Source organism: Streptomyces bauhiniae (assembly GCF_004784475.1).
Classification (GTDB): Bacteria; Actinomycetota; Actinomycetes; order Streptomycetales; family Streptomycetaceae; genus Streptomyces; species Streptomyces seoulensis.
Genome location: NZ_SRRT01000013.1, coordinates 49,751 through 63,752 on the forward strand (window position 1 = coordinate 49,751; position 14,002 = coordinate 63,752).

The window sequence follows — 14,002 nt, forward strand, 5'->3', positions numbered from 1 at the left end:
ATGCCCACCGACGCCCCTGTCCTCGTACTCGACGGGCCTCCCGGAGCCGGCAAGACCTCCTTGCTCGCGCGCATGGTGCCCGTCCTGGGCGACGAGTGCCTGTGGTTCACCGAGCCCAACGCACGGCTGAGCACCGGCCTCCGGGCCCCCGTGCACCCCTCCGCCGCCGGACACAGCCTGTGGTTCCTGCGGCACGAACTGGACAAGGCCCGCGCCGCCGCCCAGCTCGCCGCCGACCCCGCCACCCGGCTGCTGATCTCCGACCGCAACCACCTCGGCGCCCTGGCCTACTGCTGGGCGACCCGCGCGGCCGACAGCCTCCCCTACCGCACCGCACGCGACTACTACGCCCGCCACATCGCCCCCGCCCTGCCCCCGCAGATCCTGACCGCGATCCTCCTGGTCAGCCCCGGCGAGAGCCTGAACCGCCGGGGGAACGTGGCCGAGCGGCCCCGCTGGAAGCAGTGGTTCGACGAAGGACTGCTGGAGCGGCTGCACACCTTCTACACCGACATCGCCCCGACCCTGTGCCCCACCCCACCGCTGATCATCAAGACCGACGGGGCCACGCCGGGCACCGTCCTCGCCCAGGTCAGCGGCTTCCTCGCAGACGCCGGCCTCACCGACACCGCCGCGAAGCTCACCACCGCCATCACCCCGGACGTACGGCCGGAACTGGACGCCCGATTCCGGGGCGTCTACGACGCACTGGGTGGACTGGAGTCCTTCGGGCACCCCTTCACCGAACCGCTCGACCACCGCGGCGGCACCGTCCAGCTCTGCCAGCTCGGCGCCCTGTACCGCGACCCGGCGGGCCGCACCGGGCTCTGGGACCTGCTGGCCGAACCCGTCCGGGGGGCCGCCTGATGACCGCCCACGCCCCCGTAGTCGTCGGCATCAACGTGGGCCACGACGGCGGCGCCGCCCTCATCACCGACACCACGATGGTCGCCATCAGCGAAGAACGTCTCAACCGCACCCGCTACAGCCCCGGCTGGCAGGCCGCCCTCCTGTACTGCCTGCGTGCCGCCCGGGTGCAGCTCCAGGACGTCGACCTGATCGCGGTCAGCGGCATCGGTCACCACCCGCCCACAGCCGACGAGACCGGCCTGGCCCACCTCGGCGTCGACCCGGCCCGGATCGTCCCCGTCGACCACCACCTCAGCCACGCGTACACCGCGTACTGCCTCAGCCCGTACGACGAGGCGACCGTCCTGGTGGTCGACGGCGGCGGAAACAACGGCGACACCGAGACCTACTACGCGGCCACCCGGGACGGCATCCAACGCCTCGGCGGCAACCCGCCCGAGCGGCCCCGCGCGGGCGGTATCGGTGCCACGTACGAGGCGTTCACGAACTGGCTGGGGTGGCACGAGCAGGAAGCCGGGAAGACGATGGCCCTCGCGTCCTACGGGGACCCCGGCGCCCACCGGACTCCGCTGTTCGACGTCGAAGGCGCCACCGTCCACGGGTATCTCACCCGCACACATGCCGCAGGTGTTGCCGAGCTCGCAGAACGAACCGGTGCCGACTTCGGCCCGCCCGACAGCCGGGGCGGCGACCAGCGCGGCACCGACGCTGCCGCGTACGTCCAGGCCCAGACCGAACAGGCCCTGAGCGCCCTGGTCGGACAGACCATCGCCGCCACCGGCCTGAGCAACCTGTGCTTCGCCGGCGGCGTCGCCCTCAACTGCGTCGCCGCCGACAAGCTCCGCCGCCAGGACGCGGTCAGCGGCTACTTCGCGCCGCCAGCGTCTTCCGACCGGGGCCAGGCGCTCGGGTGCGCCCTCTACGCGTGGCACCAGATGACCGGCGAGATTCCCCGCCGCCCGCTCGCTCACGACTACTTCGGCCGCACCTACACGGACTCGGAGATCGAGCAGGCCCTGACCCGTGATCCGCGCTCCGGACTGGTCGAGCGCCGCCGGACGCCGCACCGGTGGCGACGAGAGAGCGACATCGCGGCTGCGGCGGCGCAGATGATCGCGGACGGCCGGATCATCGGCTGGTTCCAGGGCGGTAGCGAACTCGGCCCCCGCGCGCTCGGCGGTCGCAGCATCCTCGCCGACCCTCGCACGACGTCCAGTTCCGAGGCGCTGAACAGCCGCATCAAGCACCGCGAACCGTTCCGGCCCTTCGCGCCGGCCGTCCTCGCCGGCCACGCACGCGACTGGTTCGAGCTCGACGTGCCCAGCCCCTTCATGCTTCTGGCGCCGCCGGTCAGGGAGGACCGGACAGACAAGATCGCGGGAGTCGTCCACGTCGACGGGACCGCCCGGGTGCAGACCGTCGATCCGAGCGCTCCCGCCTTCGCAGCCCTGATCGAGCGCTTCCACCGGCTCACCGGAACCCCGGTCGTGCTCAACACGAGCTTCAACGACAGGGAGCCCATCGTGGAGACCCCCGCACACGCCCTGGCCACGTTCCAGGCGTGTGACCTGGACGCCCTGTGCATCGGGGACTACCTGGTCGAGCGCAGCTGAACCACCTGCCAGACTGGAACCATGAGCACTCTGCCTCTCCGGGAGGCGGCCCGAGCCGTCATTCTCGACGCTGACCAGCGCATCCTGCTGCTCCGGTACGACGAGAATGGCGGCTTCTGGGCGACCCCAGGCGGCAGCCTTGAGCCGGGTGAGGACTATCCGACCGCCGCCCTGCGCGAACTGGGTGAGGAGCTTGGCGCGAAGGATGTGCTCCTGTCCGGCGAGATCGCCGAGCGTCGCCGAGAACATCCGGTCGGCGGGCGCCGCGTGCAGCAGATCGAGAAGTACTTCCTCGTCCGCGCATCGTCTGACGCCCTCGATGCCTCACGTGCCACACAGACGGACAACATCCGGGCCAGCCGCTGGTGGCCGCTGGATGAGCTCCGCTCAACCACAGAAACGGTCTACCCGCTCGGCCTTGTCGATGTGGTGGCCGATGTCCTTACCAAGGGTCTCCCGCGGGAGCCCGCCCTTCTTCACTGAGGGCCCGACAAGACGTTCGTCCCGCCCCCGAGCGCGGCCGCTTTCACGGCGACCTGCCTCGGGAACGCTCCATGAGTCTGTGACAGCACTCACGGTGGGCGCAGTCTGTGCTGGTCGTAGCGTTGAGGGCATGTATGTCGATATTCGTAGCGTGCTGCGCAAGCACGAGGAAGAACTGCGGTGCTTCCGCCAGAATCTGTTCTCCGCAGACCCGCCCTCCGAGCTGCCGGCAGCCATGTCGAGGCACATCCGGACGACGGGACTGACGGCGCCGACCGGCTTCGGCCCGGTGCGGTCGGTGACCGACCGGCACGCGGTTCTCACGGTCCTCGGGGACATCAGCGACCAGGCCGTGCTCTTGGAGCGGCCGGATCGGGACGGGAGCGTGCTGACGCTGTCGGTCGCCGCGAGGCACAAGCAGCTGGGCACGCGCCAGGCTGTTGATCCAGCGGAGGCAGGGGCCTGGGTGAAGGCGATCGTGGGTTCCGCTTGGGCGCCGCACGTCTACACGGCCGGCGCCTTGAGCGGCTTCGCCTCGGCCGGTGTCCGGACCTCTCACCCCTTGACGACGCGGTACTTCTACCTGTTCCTGAGCCGGGACGGTGTCCCGCACGCTGAGCCGGAGCACCAACTCGGGGTGGAGCTCTCCCTGCTTGGTGAGGCGGACGCTGCCTGACCCGTCCAGCAGCCGGTCGCCGGGCCGCCACCGCGCGGTCCCATGGTCTTCCGATCGCGCACGCCCTCTGCTCCGGTCGCCCACCCCTGGGCCGCGCTATGCCGCGCAGCGGCAAAGCCGACCGGCCTCGGCATTGGTCAGCGCCCTGGGCCAGCGGAGCCCGGGAGCTCACCAGCGCTTCGCAGTACACCAGCGGCACCCTCAGCGCCGCGAGGTGCAACCGATAGCGTGACCCGTACGTGGGTGAGGTCGGTTGCTCAAGGGCACCGACATCGACGGACGATGCAAGCTGCGCAGCGGAAATCACGAACGGCAGGGGAACATGGCAGAGGATCAGCGAGAACAACTCGAACCGCAATTTCGTTTCCCGAAGCCGGATTCCGGAACATCGCACACGGATCAGCCTGGCGGTGCATCCCAAACCGCAATCACAGGACCTCGCACCGAGTCGGGCGATCACCTCGCTGGCAGCAATCCGGTGCCTGCGGCAGAGAATCGGGAAACTCCGAGTTCTTATAGTCACGCCGACTTCGAGGCGGCGGCGCGCAAAGCTAGCCCCCGAGGACCTGCGCAGCGCGGCTGGCGTGCGGGTATCCGGAAAGCGACGGGGGGAGCCCTGTCGCCTCGGATGAGCAGCCGGGAAGCCGCTGACACTCAAGCCTTGCGTCAAGTTCAGGCGTCACTCGCGGGCCCACGCAGCATTGTGTTCCTGAATCCGAAGGGCGGAGCCGGCACCACAACGTCAACTCTTCTTGCAGGCCGGACGTTCGGCGTGCATCGAGGAGGGGGTACCGCCGTCTGGGACAACAATGAGACGCGCGGAAGCCTGGGGGGACGCGCACTCGCGGCAAATCACAACCACACGGCCCGTGAACTCCTCGCCAACATGAGCATGTTTGAGGATGTCACTACGGCACGCATAGGCGATCTGGGGCGCTTCGTCCGAGGCCAAGGCCCGGCCCACTGCGACGTTCTGGCGTCAGATGAGCGGCCGGAGGTCACGGGACATATCGCGGAACAGGACTTCACCCAAATCCACGACCTCCTGACCCGCTATTACAAACTCGTACTCATCGACACCGGAAACAATATGCGCGCGCCGAATTGGCTCGCGGCCGTCCGTTCTGCCGACCTACTAGTGGTGACCACAACAGTCCGCGAAGACACCTCATCCGCCGCATTGTGGATGCTCGACGCCCTACAGAACAACGTTTTCGACAACGCCGCGGACCTCAAGAGAAAGACGGTGACACTTCTGGCCGAACCCACCCCTCATACCGATAAGGAGCTTCGAGAGAATCTCAAGGACATCTTCAGCCAGCGAACGGATGCAGTCCTGCAAATTCCTTACGATCCGGCTCTGACTGACGGAGGGGTCGTCGACTACACACGCTTGCGCCCTGGGACGCACACCGCATGGCTCTATGCCTGCGCAGCTATGGCGGTCCGGCTGTGACACCTTTCCGCGTTCGCAGCTACGGACCAGCGATCAGCCACAGGATGAGGACGGCGTCGAGGTCGACGCTGAGCCGGTAGACGACCGAGATTCCGCGTCCGCCGGTCTCCTCCGGCATCAGTTCGAGGGCCCATGAGGTCGAACGGGGATCGGCGTCGGGAAGTCCGCGGGCGCGGTCGGAATCCGGGTCCTTCTCGATGAACAGGCGAGCGGACTCGACAGCGGCCCGCTCCGAGGTGCTGAGGCCGGCGAGGGCCTGCTCGGCGGCGTCGGAGTAGAAGGCGTGGGTCACCGGCTCCCGGCCTCCGCCAGCTTGCGACGGAGTTCGGCCTCGACGTCGTCGGTCGACCGCGCGAGCGCGGCCATGCCCTGCGGGTCGTAGCGCAGGCGGACGCGGTTCCGGTACGCCTGGGCGAGCTCGCGCAGGGCGGTGAGGTCGTCGAGGCCGAGAGCGTCGAGCTCCTTCTCGAACTGATGCCGGTCACCGGGGAACCCCCACGTCGACAGGGTTTCCCGCAGTTCCGCGAGCGTCCCCATTGGCGGGGTGAAGCCGGTCCGGTCGGCCGGGTGGTCGGGCTGTGCGGTCACGGTGACCTCCTTGTCGCTCTGCTCTCGACGCTACTCGTCCGCGGCCTGAAGGCGGAACGCCTCTGCCGAATCCGTACCCCCAGCGTTCCTCGCCGAGGTGCGCGGTAGCCGCGTTCCAGCGCCTTCGGCAACCGGCTGCGTGGTAGCTTTTCGAGTGCTGGAAGGGAGTGGCATCCCGGTCAGCAACTCACTCGAAATCACGCATCAGGGGCCACAGGCCCCGTCTGGAGCGAACCTTGCAGAACAACCATGCTGTAACGCCCGACGAGACGGCCGCCGAGGCCGACGTCGCTCACCTCATGGCGGGCAAGCAGATCACGCTGGACGAGCTGGCCGTCGAGGCGGCGGCGATGAGCCTCCGCCTGCGACAGCTCGCCCGCGCCGCGGAGACCCCGGCGACGCCGGTGGAACTGGAACCGATCATCGAGAGCCTGCGGCACCAGGGCCGCCAGCTCGGGGAGATCGAGGAGCAGCTGGCCGCGCTGGCGCGGATCGTCGAGGGCGACGTCCCGCTCGCCAAGACGTTCATGGGCTCGAAAGACCCGTGGGGTGCCGCTGCTCGCGGGAGCGACCGGGAGGACTACGGCGGCCCGGCCGTCGTGCCCACCGGTCGGCAGCTGCTGCACCTGGCGCACGCCGTCAAGCTGTCACCCGACACGGAGACGACGACCTACCCAGAGGCCATGGGCGGGATGCGGGTCATCTGGGAGTCGAAGGCCGCGCAGGCCCGGCGCCGACGTGAGCGGGATACGGCGGTGGCGGCCGAGGTCCTGACCCTGAAGTGCGAGACCTGCGAGGTCAGTTCGGGTCACTGCGTGACGAGGAACGGGCGGATCTCGGAGCGTCCGCACACCAAGCGCCAGCGGGAGGCCGAGGCCACCGTGGACGCCCGGCTCGGCTTCCTCGGCGACAACCCCGTGGCCGTGCCCGGCGTCGACTGACCCGAAGGTCACCGCGCGGCACCCGCTGAAACCGAAGGGGGCCTCACACCGGATCGTCCGGTGTGAGGCCCCCTTCGGCGTCCCCGCCCCCTATCCGGCCGCAGCGGGCGCCGCGCCACGGTCGACGGTGGTGACGGCGGTCCACTGCCCCGCCCCGGTCTCGTACTCCATCGCGCGGGTGACGTGGCAGCGTACGGGTTGGGGCACACCGTCCAAGCGCACGAGGAGGTCTCGGCCGGCGGTGTCGACGACCGTTCCGGCGCGGCCGCCGTGCCGTACGCGGATCGCCAGGCCGAGATCGACGCCGTGGCGCTCCTGGAGGCCGTAGTACGCCCTCATGCGCTCCAGGTCGCCGTGCTGCCGGTCGGCCGCCTCGAACAGCGCCCGGCAGGCGGGGCGGCGGCAGTGGGACTTGGGCAGTTCGCGGGCCCCGAAGATCAGGCCCTCGTCCAGGAGGATGCGTACGGGGTCGCAGGCGGCTCCGATGCCGGTGAGCCCGCTGCCGACGGCGTAGCGGCGGGTGACCACGGCGGCGTGCAGCTGGACGTCCGCGCGGGTGTTCGGGCTGCTGAGGTAGCTGGCGTCCCGGGTGGCGGCGGCGAGTTCACCGCGTCGGACGACCGGTGCGCCGTGCTCGGACTGTTCCGGCGGGGCGCCTAGGACCAGCGGCGCGGGGCGGCGGAGCATGGCGGGTACGGTCACGAGTCTCCTTGCGCGAGTCGGTCGAGGGCGGCGAGCACGACGAGGTCGAGCTGGTCCGCGAGGGCGTCGAGGCCGTCGGCGGGCTCGATCTCGGGGTGGTTCCGGAGGGCGGAGGAAAGACTGCGCATCAGCGCCGTCACCTGGTGGGCCGGCAGGAGTGCGCTCCCGTCCTCCTTGGACTGCATGACCACGAGGTCGGTGGGGATGGGGATGCGGCGCGGGTGCTGTTCGGCGGTCACACGCTCCCGCCGTCCTGCTGCGCGAGCCAGCGTTCGGCCTCGCTTCCGAGGCCGGCGGCCGCCGCGGCGGCGATCTCGCCCTGCTCGGCCTCTCGCCACCGCTCGACGGCCTCGCGCGCCGAGACCTCGTAGCGCAGGGGGTTGGACAGCGCCAGGCGCACCAGGAGCGGCGCCTTTCGGCGGAGGTGCGCGCCCCACTCCTCCGGGGTCGGCGGGTGCTCGTCTTCACGGGCGCGGAGGGTCAGGGTGAAGGCGTCGGCCTGGAGGACGGCGAGCTCCAGCTCGGCGGCCCTCTCCTCCTCGTCGGTGAAGCGGCCTCGGGTCCTCTCGATGTGCGCCCGGGTCTGCTCGTACTGGCTGGTCATGGGGTGACGGCTTCCTGATGGGGTGCCGGCGGCGCGTACCCGGGGGTCCGGTCGCGCAGGCGGCTGTAGCGGGTCTGGGCGGTACGGCGGTCGGCGTCGCCGGCGACGGTCTCGCCGACCTGTTTCCAGGTGCGGCCGTGCTGGAGGCGGGCGCGGTCGACGAGCTCCAGCTCGTGGCTGTCCAGGTCCTCGCGGGCGCGGCCGAGGAGAAGGAGGGCGTCGTCCAGGTCCTCGCCCGTGACGTCGCCGGCGTCGCGGTGCAGGGCACTGATCACCAGGTTGACCGCCTCGATCGGCGTGACCGTGAGGTACGGGCCGCCGAAGGCGTTGAGCTGCCGGTAGCGCTCGCCGCCGTGGCGGCGGGTGAGCCGTTCCAGCGCGGCGTCTTCGCGGCCGTATCGGTCAGGATCATGGGGCATAGCGTCATCATATTGATGACCGCGCGCGATTGTCACCGTTTCGTTGACACTCAGTTCAAGATCACTAAGACAGCGCATAATTCCGGTTATGCGCGCCCCTGCTGGAGCGAAGCCCTTCCGCGAAGGGGTACGCCAAACGTGTTTCACTAGTAGTGAAAGGGCGCGGAGGGGCGATAATTCCAGGAAGATCACTCGCTGCGTGATCTTGATCTCGCGTCCGCGCAGACCCTTGCGACAGGGCGGTCCACGGAGAGCGGGACGACGACAAAACGCCTGGTCAGAACCACTAAAGAGGAACGTCATGTCTCTCCTCCACCCCCCGATTCTCCCATCGCTGCACTCCCCCGGGGAGGCGAATCTCCCGAGCGGCGCACTAAGCCGTCGCCGGGCGTCCAGGGCGAAGGTTCGGCGATAGGGAGACAGGGAGATGGGCCGCAAAGCGCAGAAGGGAACGGCGCCACCGAAGGCGACGCGGGAGCGCCGTCCGGCACGACGGTTGCAGGGCGTAGACCCGCGCGTCCTGGCCGGGCAGCTGTACGAGCTGCACGCCCGCGCGGAGCGCGGCGGAGACCAGGGGTACCTGGAACGCTGGCCGGGCGACGGCGAGACCCACGGCGTCCTGCTGTTCGCGCAGGCGCACGCGGGCCGGCTCGCAGGGGAGGCGCACCAGCAGGCGACCCTCCTCCGCATCACGCTGGCCGAGTGGTTGCGCCAGCAGGCAGATCCGCTGCAACTGCGAGCACTCGACGACGCCCGCGGCGTCGGCGTGCGCTGGGACCAGGTCGCGCTCGCCCTCCAGTACATCGGCGCCGACGGTGAGCCGAACCCCTCCAGCGCCTTCAACAGGCACGCGAGCCTCAAGGTCGCCGTGCACGGCGAGCCCGAGGACCGACGCCAGCCGCACGTCGCACGGATCATCGAGGCCCGCGTCGTCCGGGAGGAGCTGGAGCGCCGTGAGCGCGAGCGGACCGAGGACGCGCGATACCCGGCGATGGACGCGGCGGCACGGGCGCTGCTCGCGCACTTCCAGGCGGGAGAGATCCTGAGCGATCCCGATGACAACTTCTGGTGGGACGAACTGGTCGAGGTCGTCGACGACCGGCGGGACGCCACCGAGCGGGCCAACCTCGTGGTGTACGTGCGTGGCGCTGTACACGAGACCCACGCCTACGCCCGGCGGACCGGCCAAGAACCGACGACCACCGCGCCAGCAGCTGCTGCCCTGGAGGTGGCTTCCGCTCTCGTGGACCCGGGTGGCGCCAGCACCTAACAGGGCGACGCCGGACACGTCGGGCCAGTGCAACGCGAGAGCCCCGCACCGGGGCCGGTACGGGGCTCTCGCATCACGAAGAGAGATCCTTTCACTCCTCCGGCTGCGGGTCGGGCGGGCAGCAGCGCGAAGGGGACTTCATGCCCATGATCGGGGCGTCACCCGCCTTCGGGCGGTGAGTGGGGCAGCTGTCGAGCATCTTGGTCAGCCCGCCGCACTGAGCCCGAGGGCAGGGGCAGCAAGCCGGGTCCGGCTTGCCGTTGATCAGGAAGAGGTGCGGCTCGAAGCCGGGTCCGAGGTCGTCGATCATCCGTAGGTCACCAGCACAATGAATCCGACCGCGAGGCCGCCCAGGATCAGGAGGCCGGCGAGCAGGGATCGAGCCTGCCCTTCCGCTCGACGTCTCTCGTGCATCCGTAGACCGCGAGCGACTCCCCGCGCGATCTCGTCCTCGGTCATGTCCGCTCTCCCGCCGTGCTCTTGTCCATTCCATCCTTCCCCTCGCCGGCCTGCCGGTCGGCGGAGCGCCCGTTGTGCACTCCGCGCGCCTTGGCGGACCACGACAGCGCCTCTCCGTGCGTGTGCTGCCGGTAGACGACGTCACGACTCAACCGGGCAGCGGCGCCGATCTGTTCGTACGTCGCCTGAGCGTCCCTGTTCTCGCCCCGCCGGGCCGCTCCTGCGGCTTCGTGGGCGGCCCGGCCGGCCGCATCCGCCGTGAGCATCAGGAGTTCGGTACGCCGAAGGGGGTCTATGGCGAGGTTGGCCGCACGGGCGAGCAGCTCGACCCGCTCGGCGCCCCCGGCCTCGTCGGCCCGCCGGGCGAGCTGCTCCACCTCGTCCGCGAACATGTCCACGTCGTACGCCACAGGCGTTCCCCTTGTTGGTTGTAGCCAACAGCGCCGCCGATCGTAGCGAGATGTGTTGGCTCCAGCCAACGACTTCACCCGAAAGGGATCAATTACGGCTTCGAGCGAGCCTCCCGGCATGGCGAAGGCCCCCCACTGGCGGCGGGGGGCCTTCGCCATGCCGGCGGCAGTCAGGCGGCAGCGATGCTCTCCTCGTCCTGCCGGTCGTCGCCCTCCAACTCCGGGCGCGCGCCGGGGACGACCTTCTTCGGGTACACCTTGTCGATCGTCTCGATGTACTCGCTCAGGCGGGTTCGAGCTTCCTCTGCCTGGAGCCGGACCGCATCGACGTCCTTGCGCTCCATGGCGGCGATGTGGCGCTCCCTGACACCGCCGATCGCCGCGGTGAAGCGGGTCAGCGTCTTCTGGGTCCGCAGGACCGCAGGGGGAGCGGTGGGTGCGGGGGGCGTCGCATCATCGCTCTCGTCAGTAATCAGCTTGACGGGATACTTGAGCTCTGCGGCCGCCCGCTCGAACTGGGCGGCGGTGGGGCGTCGACGGTTCTCCGCCGCCGCCAGCTCCCACGCCTTGGGGATGACAGCGAGGGCGGCGTCTTCGCCATGCTGGTCGATCACTGCGGCGATGACCACGGCGTGGGCGGGCCGCGCAATGCGGTGCACTTTTTTACACCGCACGTTCAGCGCCACCACTTTGGCCAGGGCAGCGGCCTCCCTGACGAGTCGATGGACGTACTTCACGCTGATCTCCAGCACCTCGGCGCCCCAGAGCTCGAAGCTCGTGCAGCTGGAGTGCTGCCACAGGTCGTGTTCCTTGGCGTAGGCCAGGAGCAGCCCCTTGTTGACTGCACCGACGGCGAGGACGTCGGCAACCGCCTCTTCTCCGCTTTCCCGGGCGTCGCGAAGTAGGGCCGTCACCTGATCCAGCTGTTCTTGAGGCGTTCCCTTGATGACGCGAGAGGGGTCGATGACGTTGGTGCCGTTGAAGCGGTCGGCCTCCAGGCCCGGCACCTTCTTCACGGGCTGGGCGCCCTTCCGGAGCCGGCCTGCGCCCATGCTCGGACGGGCCGGCGCCTGGGCGCTCATCGGGTGACCTCCACGAGGAGCTCCTTGGCGAGTTTGTGCATGTCGGATTCCGCTTTCAGCCGGGGGACTGTGCCGAAGCTCTGGGCGTACCCCGTCTTGGATTCGGACGCCGGGATCTCGGACGTGAGGACGTGCAGCCCTTCGTCCACCAGCTCCTTACGGACTCCGTCCGCGGCTCCTGCGCTGGGGTTGAACCGCGTGAGCAGGCAGACGACGTGAGGCCGATGGCCGGACATGGTCTCGACCTCGTCCATCGCACCCAGGATCGACGCGCCGCGGAACTTCTCCATGCCGCTCGGGTAGAGGGCCAGCACGAGGAGATCCGAGGATCGGATCGCGGCGAGGTGCGAGTTCTGCTTGCCGCGGTCCCACGCCTTGGTGTCGATCAGGGACAGGCCGCGCGGCGGTCGGAGTCGGTCTACCTCGGCCTTGAGTGAGGGCGCGGCGGGAGCGCGGTACACGGGGGCACCAAGGCCCTCGCCGTGCACGGGAAGCATCTCGGCCCACGCGAGCAGGGAGCCCGGCTCCTCCTGGCCGTCGCTGTCGTCGGCATCGTGTGCCACAGCGGGGATGCCCATCTCCTTCCAGTTCCGAAGGAGGTGAGCAAGCGTGGTGGACTTCGCGCTCCCCCCCTTACCTACGAACGTGATCGTTCGTCCCTCTTCGGGGAGGGGGTTCTTCTCGGTCCAGTCCATGGCCCGGAGAGTACCGAGGGAGCAGGGCCCCAGTGGGGCCGGACACCGGTTTTTGTACGACGAGCACCCAAACCGACTGCCTTGGTCCCGTATCAGTGTGACGCACGAACTGAAAACGGACCGCCGAGCCACCAGGGGCTGGGGGAGGATGCTGCGGTAGCAGGGACTGAGGGTGTCGCACCCTAGGGTTGAGGAGTTCCGGAAACCGATGATCGGAGAGTCCATGCGTCAGCAGGCGGCGGCTGCCAGCCGCAGGCCAGGCGGGACGACATCATGCTGGAGAGGGCAGCGCTGATGAACATCGAGAAGTACCTGCTGCCAGCTGGGATCGGGTTCGCCGCGCTGGTCGTCCTCCTCATCGTCACCATCGTCCTGCGTGCACGCCGCAGCCGCGAGCAGGACAAGATGTCCGCCGAGGACCGGGAACGTCTGGCGGAGGAGCGCCGGAAGACGTGGCGCCGGCGCTTGGCAGTGACGAGTCTCGGGATCGCCTTCGCGATCATCCTCTGCATCGCCGGTATCGCGGCCTGGCTCTCCTTCGGCGCCCAGAAGGCGTACGCCTTCGACCGCAACGGCGGCTCGTGGGACGCCGCAACCGGCTTCGCGCTCCTCCTGGACGCCGGCGCGCTCGGCCTCTCGCTGCTCCGCCTCTTCGAGGCTCTGACAGCGCGGTCCAGTCAGCTGACCCGCTTCTACCTCGTCGCGTTCATCGTGGCCAGCGCGACAATGAACCTGCTTCACGCCCCGTCACCCTCGCTCGGGGGGCGTCTCGTCGCGGTCATCCCGCCCCTGGTGTACGCGGTGTTCCTGGAGACGTTGCTGAAGAAGGTCGAGCAGCTGGTCCTCGGCAAGTACCCGAAGCGGAAGCGGAGGGACACCGAACGCGGCTACAGCCTGCTGCTGTGGGTGCCCTTCGTCGGATACCCGCGCCAGATGTGGAAGAGGTGGCGCGAGGACCTCCACGACACCCTGGACAATGTCCGGGCCCCCGGCAGCAGGAAGCCTCTCGCCGCGGCGGCCACCATGGACCTGACACCGGGTGAGGACGAGGGGCCGGCACCGGACGAGAGCCCGAAGGCCATCCCTGCGCCGTCCGCTCTCCGGCAGGCAGCTCCATCCGCCTCGCCCCCTGCCGCACCGCTTGGCGCCGAACCGAGGCCCACGCAGCAGCCCGCCTACGCCCCGGCCGCGGCCGTACCCGCACCGCGCGCGTCGAGCGCTCCGGGTCCCGCAGCGGAGGGCCGTCCCGCTCCGAGCCCCTCAGCAGCGGGCTCTGCGACGCCTCGTCCCTCTGCCTCGGCCGCGCCCTCCGGGGAGCGGTCGAAGAAGGACCAGCTCCGGGACGCCCTGGTGGATCAGGTCCGCGCAGGGGACCTGACCGTGCTGAGTAATACCCCCCAGATCGCCAACGGAGCTGCCTACAAGGCGAACCAGGCTCTCGGGCGGGCCGCCGGGGAAGGCCGAGACCATCGGGGGAACCAGAAGGGGCTGATGGCAGAGGGGGCCGTCCGCGCTGCGCTCAAGGGCCTCCTGCCGGAGCTCCGGAGGATCGCCGCGGAGGTCGAGCAAGTCAACCCGCGAGCAGCGGAGCCGGCGCCCGACCATCAGCGTCAGACTCAGGACGAGCCGCCCCACGAACGGCCGCGCGACAGTGAGCAGGAGCAGGCATTCCCCCGGGGAGCCGAATCCGAAGTAGAGGAGCCTCAGCACGCCGCGATGACGTAGCGAGCAACG

The 14,002-nt window shown here is 69.6% G+C and carries 19 protein-coding genes; 8 read left to right on the forward strand and 11 right to left on the reverse strand.

From position 1 onward, the window contains the following. From E5083_RS30425 to E5083_RS30445, 5 genes are all read left to right on the forward strand, one after another. Positions 1-867, forward strand: coding sequence for an AAA family ATPase (locus tag E5083_RS30425; RefSeq protein ID WP_135788897.1), 867 nt, complete (start codon positions 1-3; stop codon positions 865-867). Then, positions 867-2,483, forward strand: a complete 1,617-nt coding sequence (locus tag E5083_RS30430) for a carbamoyltransferase family protein (protein ID WP_135788898.1) — start codon at positions 867-869, stop codon at positions 2,481-2,483. Before E5083_RS30425 ends, E5083_RS30430 begins: the two co-directional genes overlap by 1 nt. A gap of 21 nt (positions 2,484-2,504) precedes the next feature. Continuing rightward, the gene (locus tag E5083_RS30435) at positions 2,505-2,966 is read left to right on the forward strand and encodes an NUDIX hydrolase (protein ID WP_135788899.1); all 462 of its coding nucleotides are present in this window, start codon (positions 2,505-2,507) and stop codon (positions 2,964-2,966) included. 130 nt (positions 2,967-3,096) lie between these two features. Next, complete coding sequence (locus tag E5083_RS30440) at positions 3,097-3,642, forward strand: hypothetical protein (protein WP_135788900.1); 546 nt, start codon at positions 3,097-3,099, stop codon at positions 3,640-3,642. A gap of 628 nt (positions 3,643-4,270) precedes the next feature. After that, complete coding sequence (locus E5083_RS30445; protein ID WP_135788901.1) at positions 4,271-5,098, forward strand: MinD/ParA family ATP-binding protein; 828 nt, start codon at positions 4,271-4,273, stop codon at positions 5,096-5,098. 19 nt (positions 5,099-5,117) lie between these two features. Here E5083_RS30445 and E5083_RS30450 read toward each other — a convergent pair whose 3' ends face one another. Continuing rightward, positions 5,118-5,390 carry a hypothetical protein gene (locus tag E5083_RS30450; RefSeq protein ID WP_135788902.1) on the reverse strand — a complete coding sequence of 91 codons (273 nt, stop codon included), beginning with the start codon at positions 5,388-5,390 and terminating at the stop codon, positions 5,118-5,120. After that, complete coding sequence (locus E5083_RS30455) at positions 5,387-5,686, reverse strand: hypothetical protein (protein WP_135788903.1); 300 nt, start codon at positions 5,684-5,686, stop codon at positions 5,387-5,389. Before E5083_RS30455 ends, E5083_RS30450 begins: the two co-directional genes overlap by 4 nt. Positions 5,687-5,922: 236 nt before the next feature. On the opposite strand from E5083_RS30455, the gene E5083_RS30460 reads away from it, so the two are divergent. Next, on the forward strand, positions 5,923-6,627 hold the full coding sequence (locus E5083_RS30460) for a hypothetical protein (protein WP_244317710.1): 705 nt from the start codon (positions 5,923-5,925) through the stop codon (positions 6,625-6,627). Positions 6,628-6,717: 90 nt separating this feature from the next. On the opposite strand, the gene E5083_RS30465 is transcribed toward E5083_RS30460, so the two are convergent. From E5083_RS30465 to E5083_RS30480, 4 genes are read right to left on the reverse strand one after another with little or no spacing between them, the layout of a single operon-like run. Continuing rightward, positions 6,718-7,329: a hypothetical protein gene (locus E5083_RS30465; RefSeq protein ID WP_135788904.1), complete on the reverse strand. Its 612-nt coding sequence runs from the start codon at positions 7,327-7,329 to the stop codon at positions 6,718-6,720. Then, positions 7,326-7,568, reverse strand: coding sequence for a hypothetical protein (locus tag E5083_RS30470; protein WP_135788905.1), 243 nt, complete (start codon positions 7,566-7,568; stop codon positions 7,326-7,328). The genes E5083_RS30465 and E5083_RS30470 overlap by 4 nt, the downstream gene beginning before the upstream one ends. Beyond that, a complete protein-coding gene (locus E5083_RS30475) occupies positions 7,565-7,933 on the reverse strand; it encodes a hypothetical protein (RefSeq protein ID WP_135788906.1) in 369 nt (122 codons plus the stop codon). The genes E5083_RS30470 and E5083_RS30475 overlap by 4 nt, the downstream gene beginning before the upstream one ends. After that, a complete protein-coding gene (locus tag E5083_RS30480; RefSeq protein ID WP_135788907.1) occupies positions 7,930-8,352 on the reverse strand; it encodes a hypothetical protein in 423 nt (140 codons plus the stop codon). The genes E5083_RS30475 and E5083_RS30480 overlap by 4 nt, the downstream gene beginning before the upstream one ends. A 427-nt stretch (positions 8,353-8,779) precedes the next feature. On the opposite strand from E5083_RS30480, the gene E5083_RS30485 reads away from it, so the two are divergent. Continuing rightward, on the forward strand, positions 8,780-9,622 hold the full coding sequence (locus tag E5083_RS30485) for a hypothetical protein (RefSeq protein WP_135788908.1): 843 nt from the start codon (positions 8,780-8,782) through the stop codon (positions 9,620-9,622). Positions 9,623-9,713: 91 nt separating this feature from the next. On the opposite strand, the gene E5083_RS30490 is transcribed toward E5083_RS30485, so the two are convergent. From E5083_RS30490 to E5083_RS30505, 5 genes are all read right to left on the reverse strand, one after another. Continuing rightward, complete coding sequence (locus E5083_RS30490) at positions 9,714-9,932, reverse strand: hypothetical protein (RefSeq protein WP_135788909.1); 219 nt, start codon at positions 9,930-9,932, stop codon at positions 9,714-9,716. Further along, positions 9,929-10,081 (reverse strand): hypothetical protein, encoded by a 153-nt coding sequence (locus E5083_RS31415; RefSeq protein WP_167513679.1) that lies wholly within the window; start codon positions 10,079-10,081, stop codon positions 9,929-9,931. The genes E5083_RS30490 and E5083_RS31415 overlap by 4 nt, the downstream gene beginning before the upstream one ends. Further along, entirely contained in the window at positions 10,078-10,491 is a 414-nt protein-coding gene (locus tag E5083_RS30495) for a hypothetical protein (RefSeq protein WP_244317711.1), read from the reverse strand. Before E5083_RS30495 ends, E5083_RS31415 begins: the two co-directional genes overlap by 4 nt. Before the next feature lie 170 nt (positions 10,492-10,661). Further along, positions 10,662-11,573 (reverse strand): hypothetical protein, encoded by a 912-nt coding sequence (locus tag E5083_RS30500; protein ID WP_135788910.1) that lies wholly within the window; start codon positions 11,571-11,573, stop codon positions 10,662-10,664. After that, complete coding sequence (locus tag E5083_RS30505) at positions 11,570-12,268, reverse strand: hypothetical protein (RefSeq protein WP_135788911.1); 699 nt, start codon at positions 12,266-12,268, stop codon at positions 11,570-11,572. The genes E5083_RS30500 and E5083_RS30505 overlap by 4 nt, the downstream gene beginning before the upstream one ends. 273 nt (positions 12,269-12,541) lie before the next feature. On the opposite strand from E5083_RS30505, the gene E5083_RS30510 reads away from it, so the two are divergent. Then, positions 12,542-13,993, forward strand: a complete 1,452-nt coding sequence (locus E5083_RS30510; RefSeq protein ID WP_135788912.1) for a DUF2637 domain-containing protein — start codon at positions 12,542-12,544, stop codon at positions 13,991-13,993. Positions 13,994-14,002 lie beyond the last annotated feature (9 nt).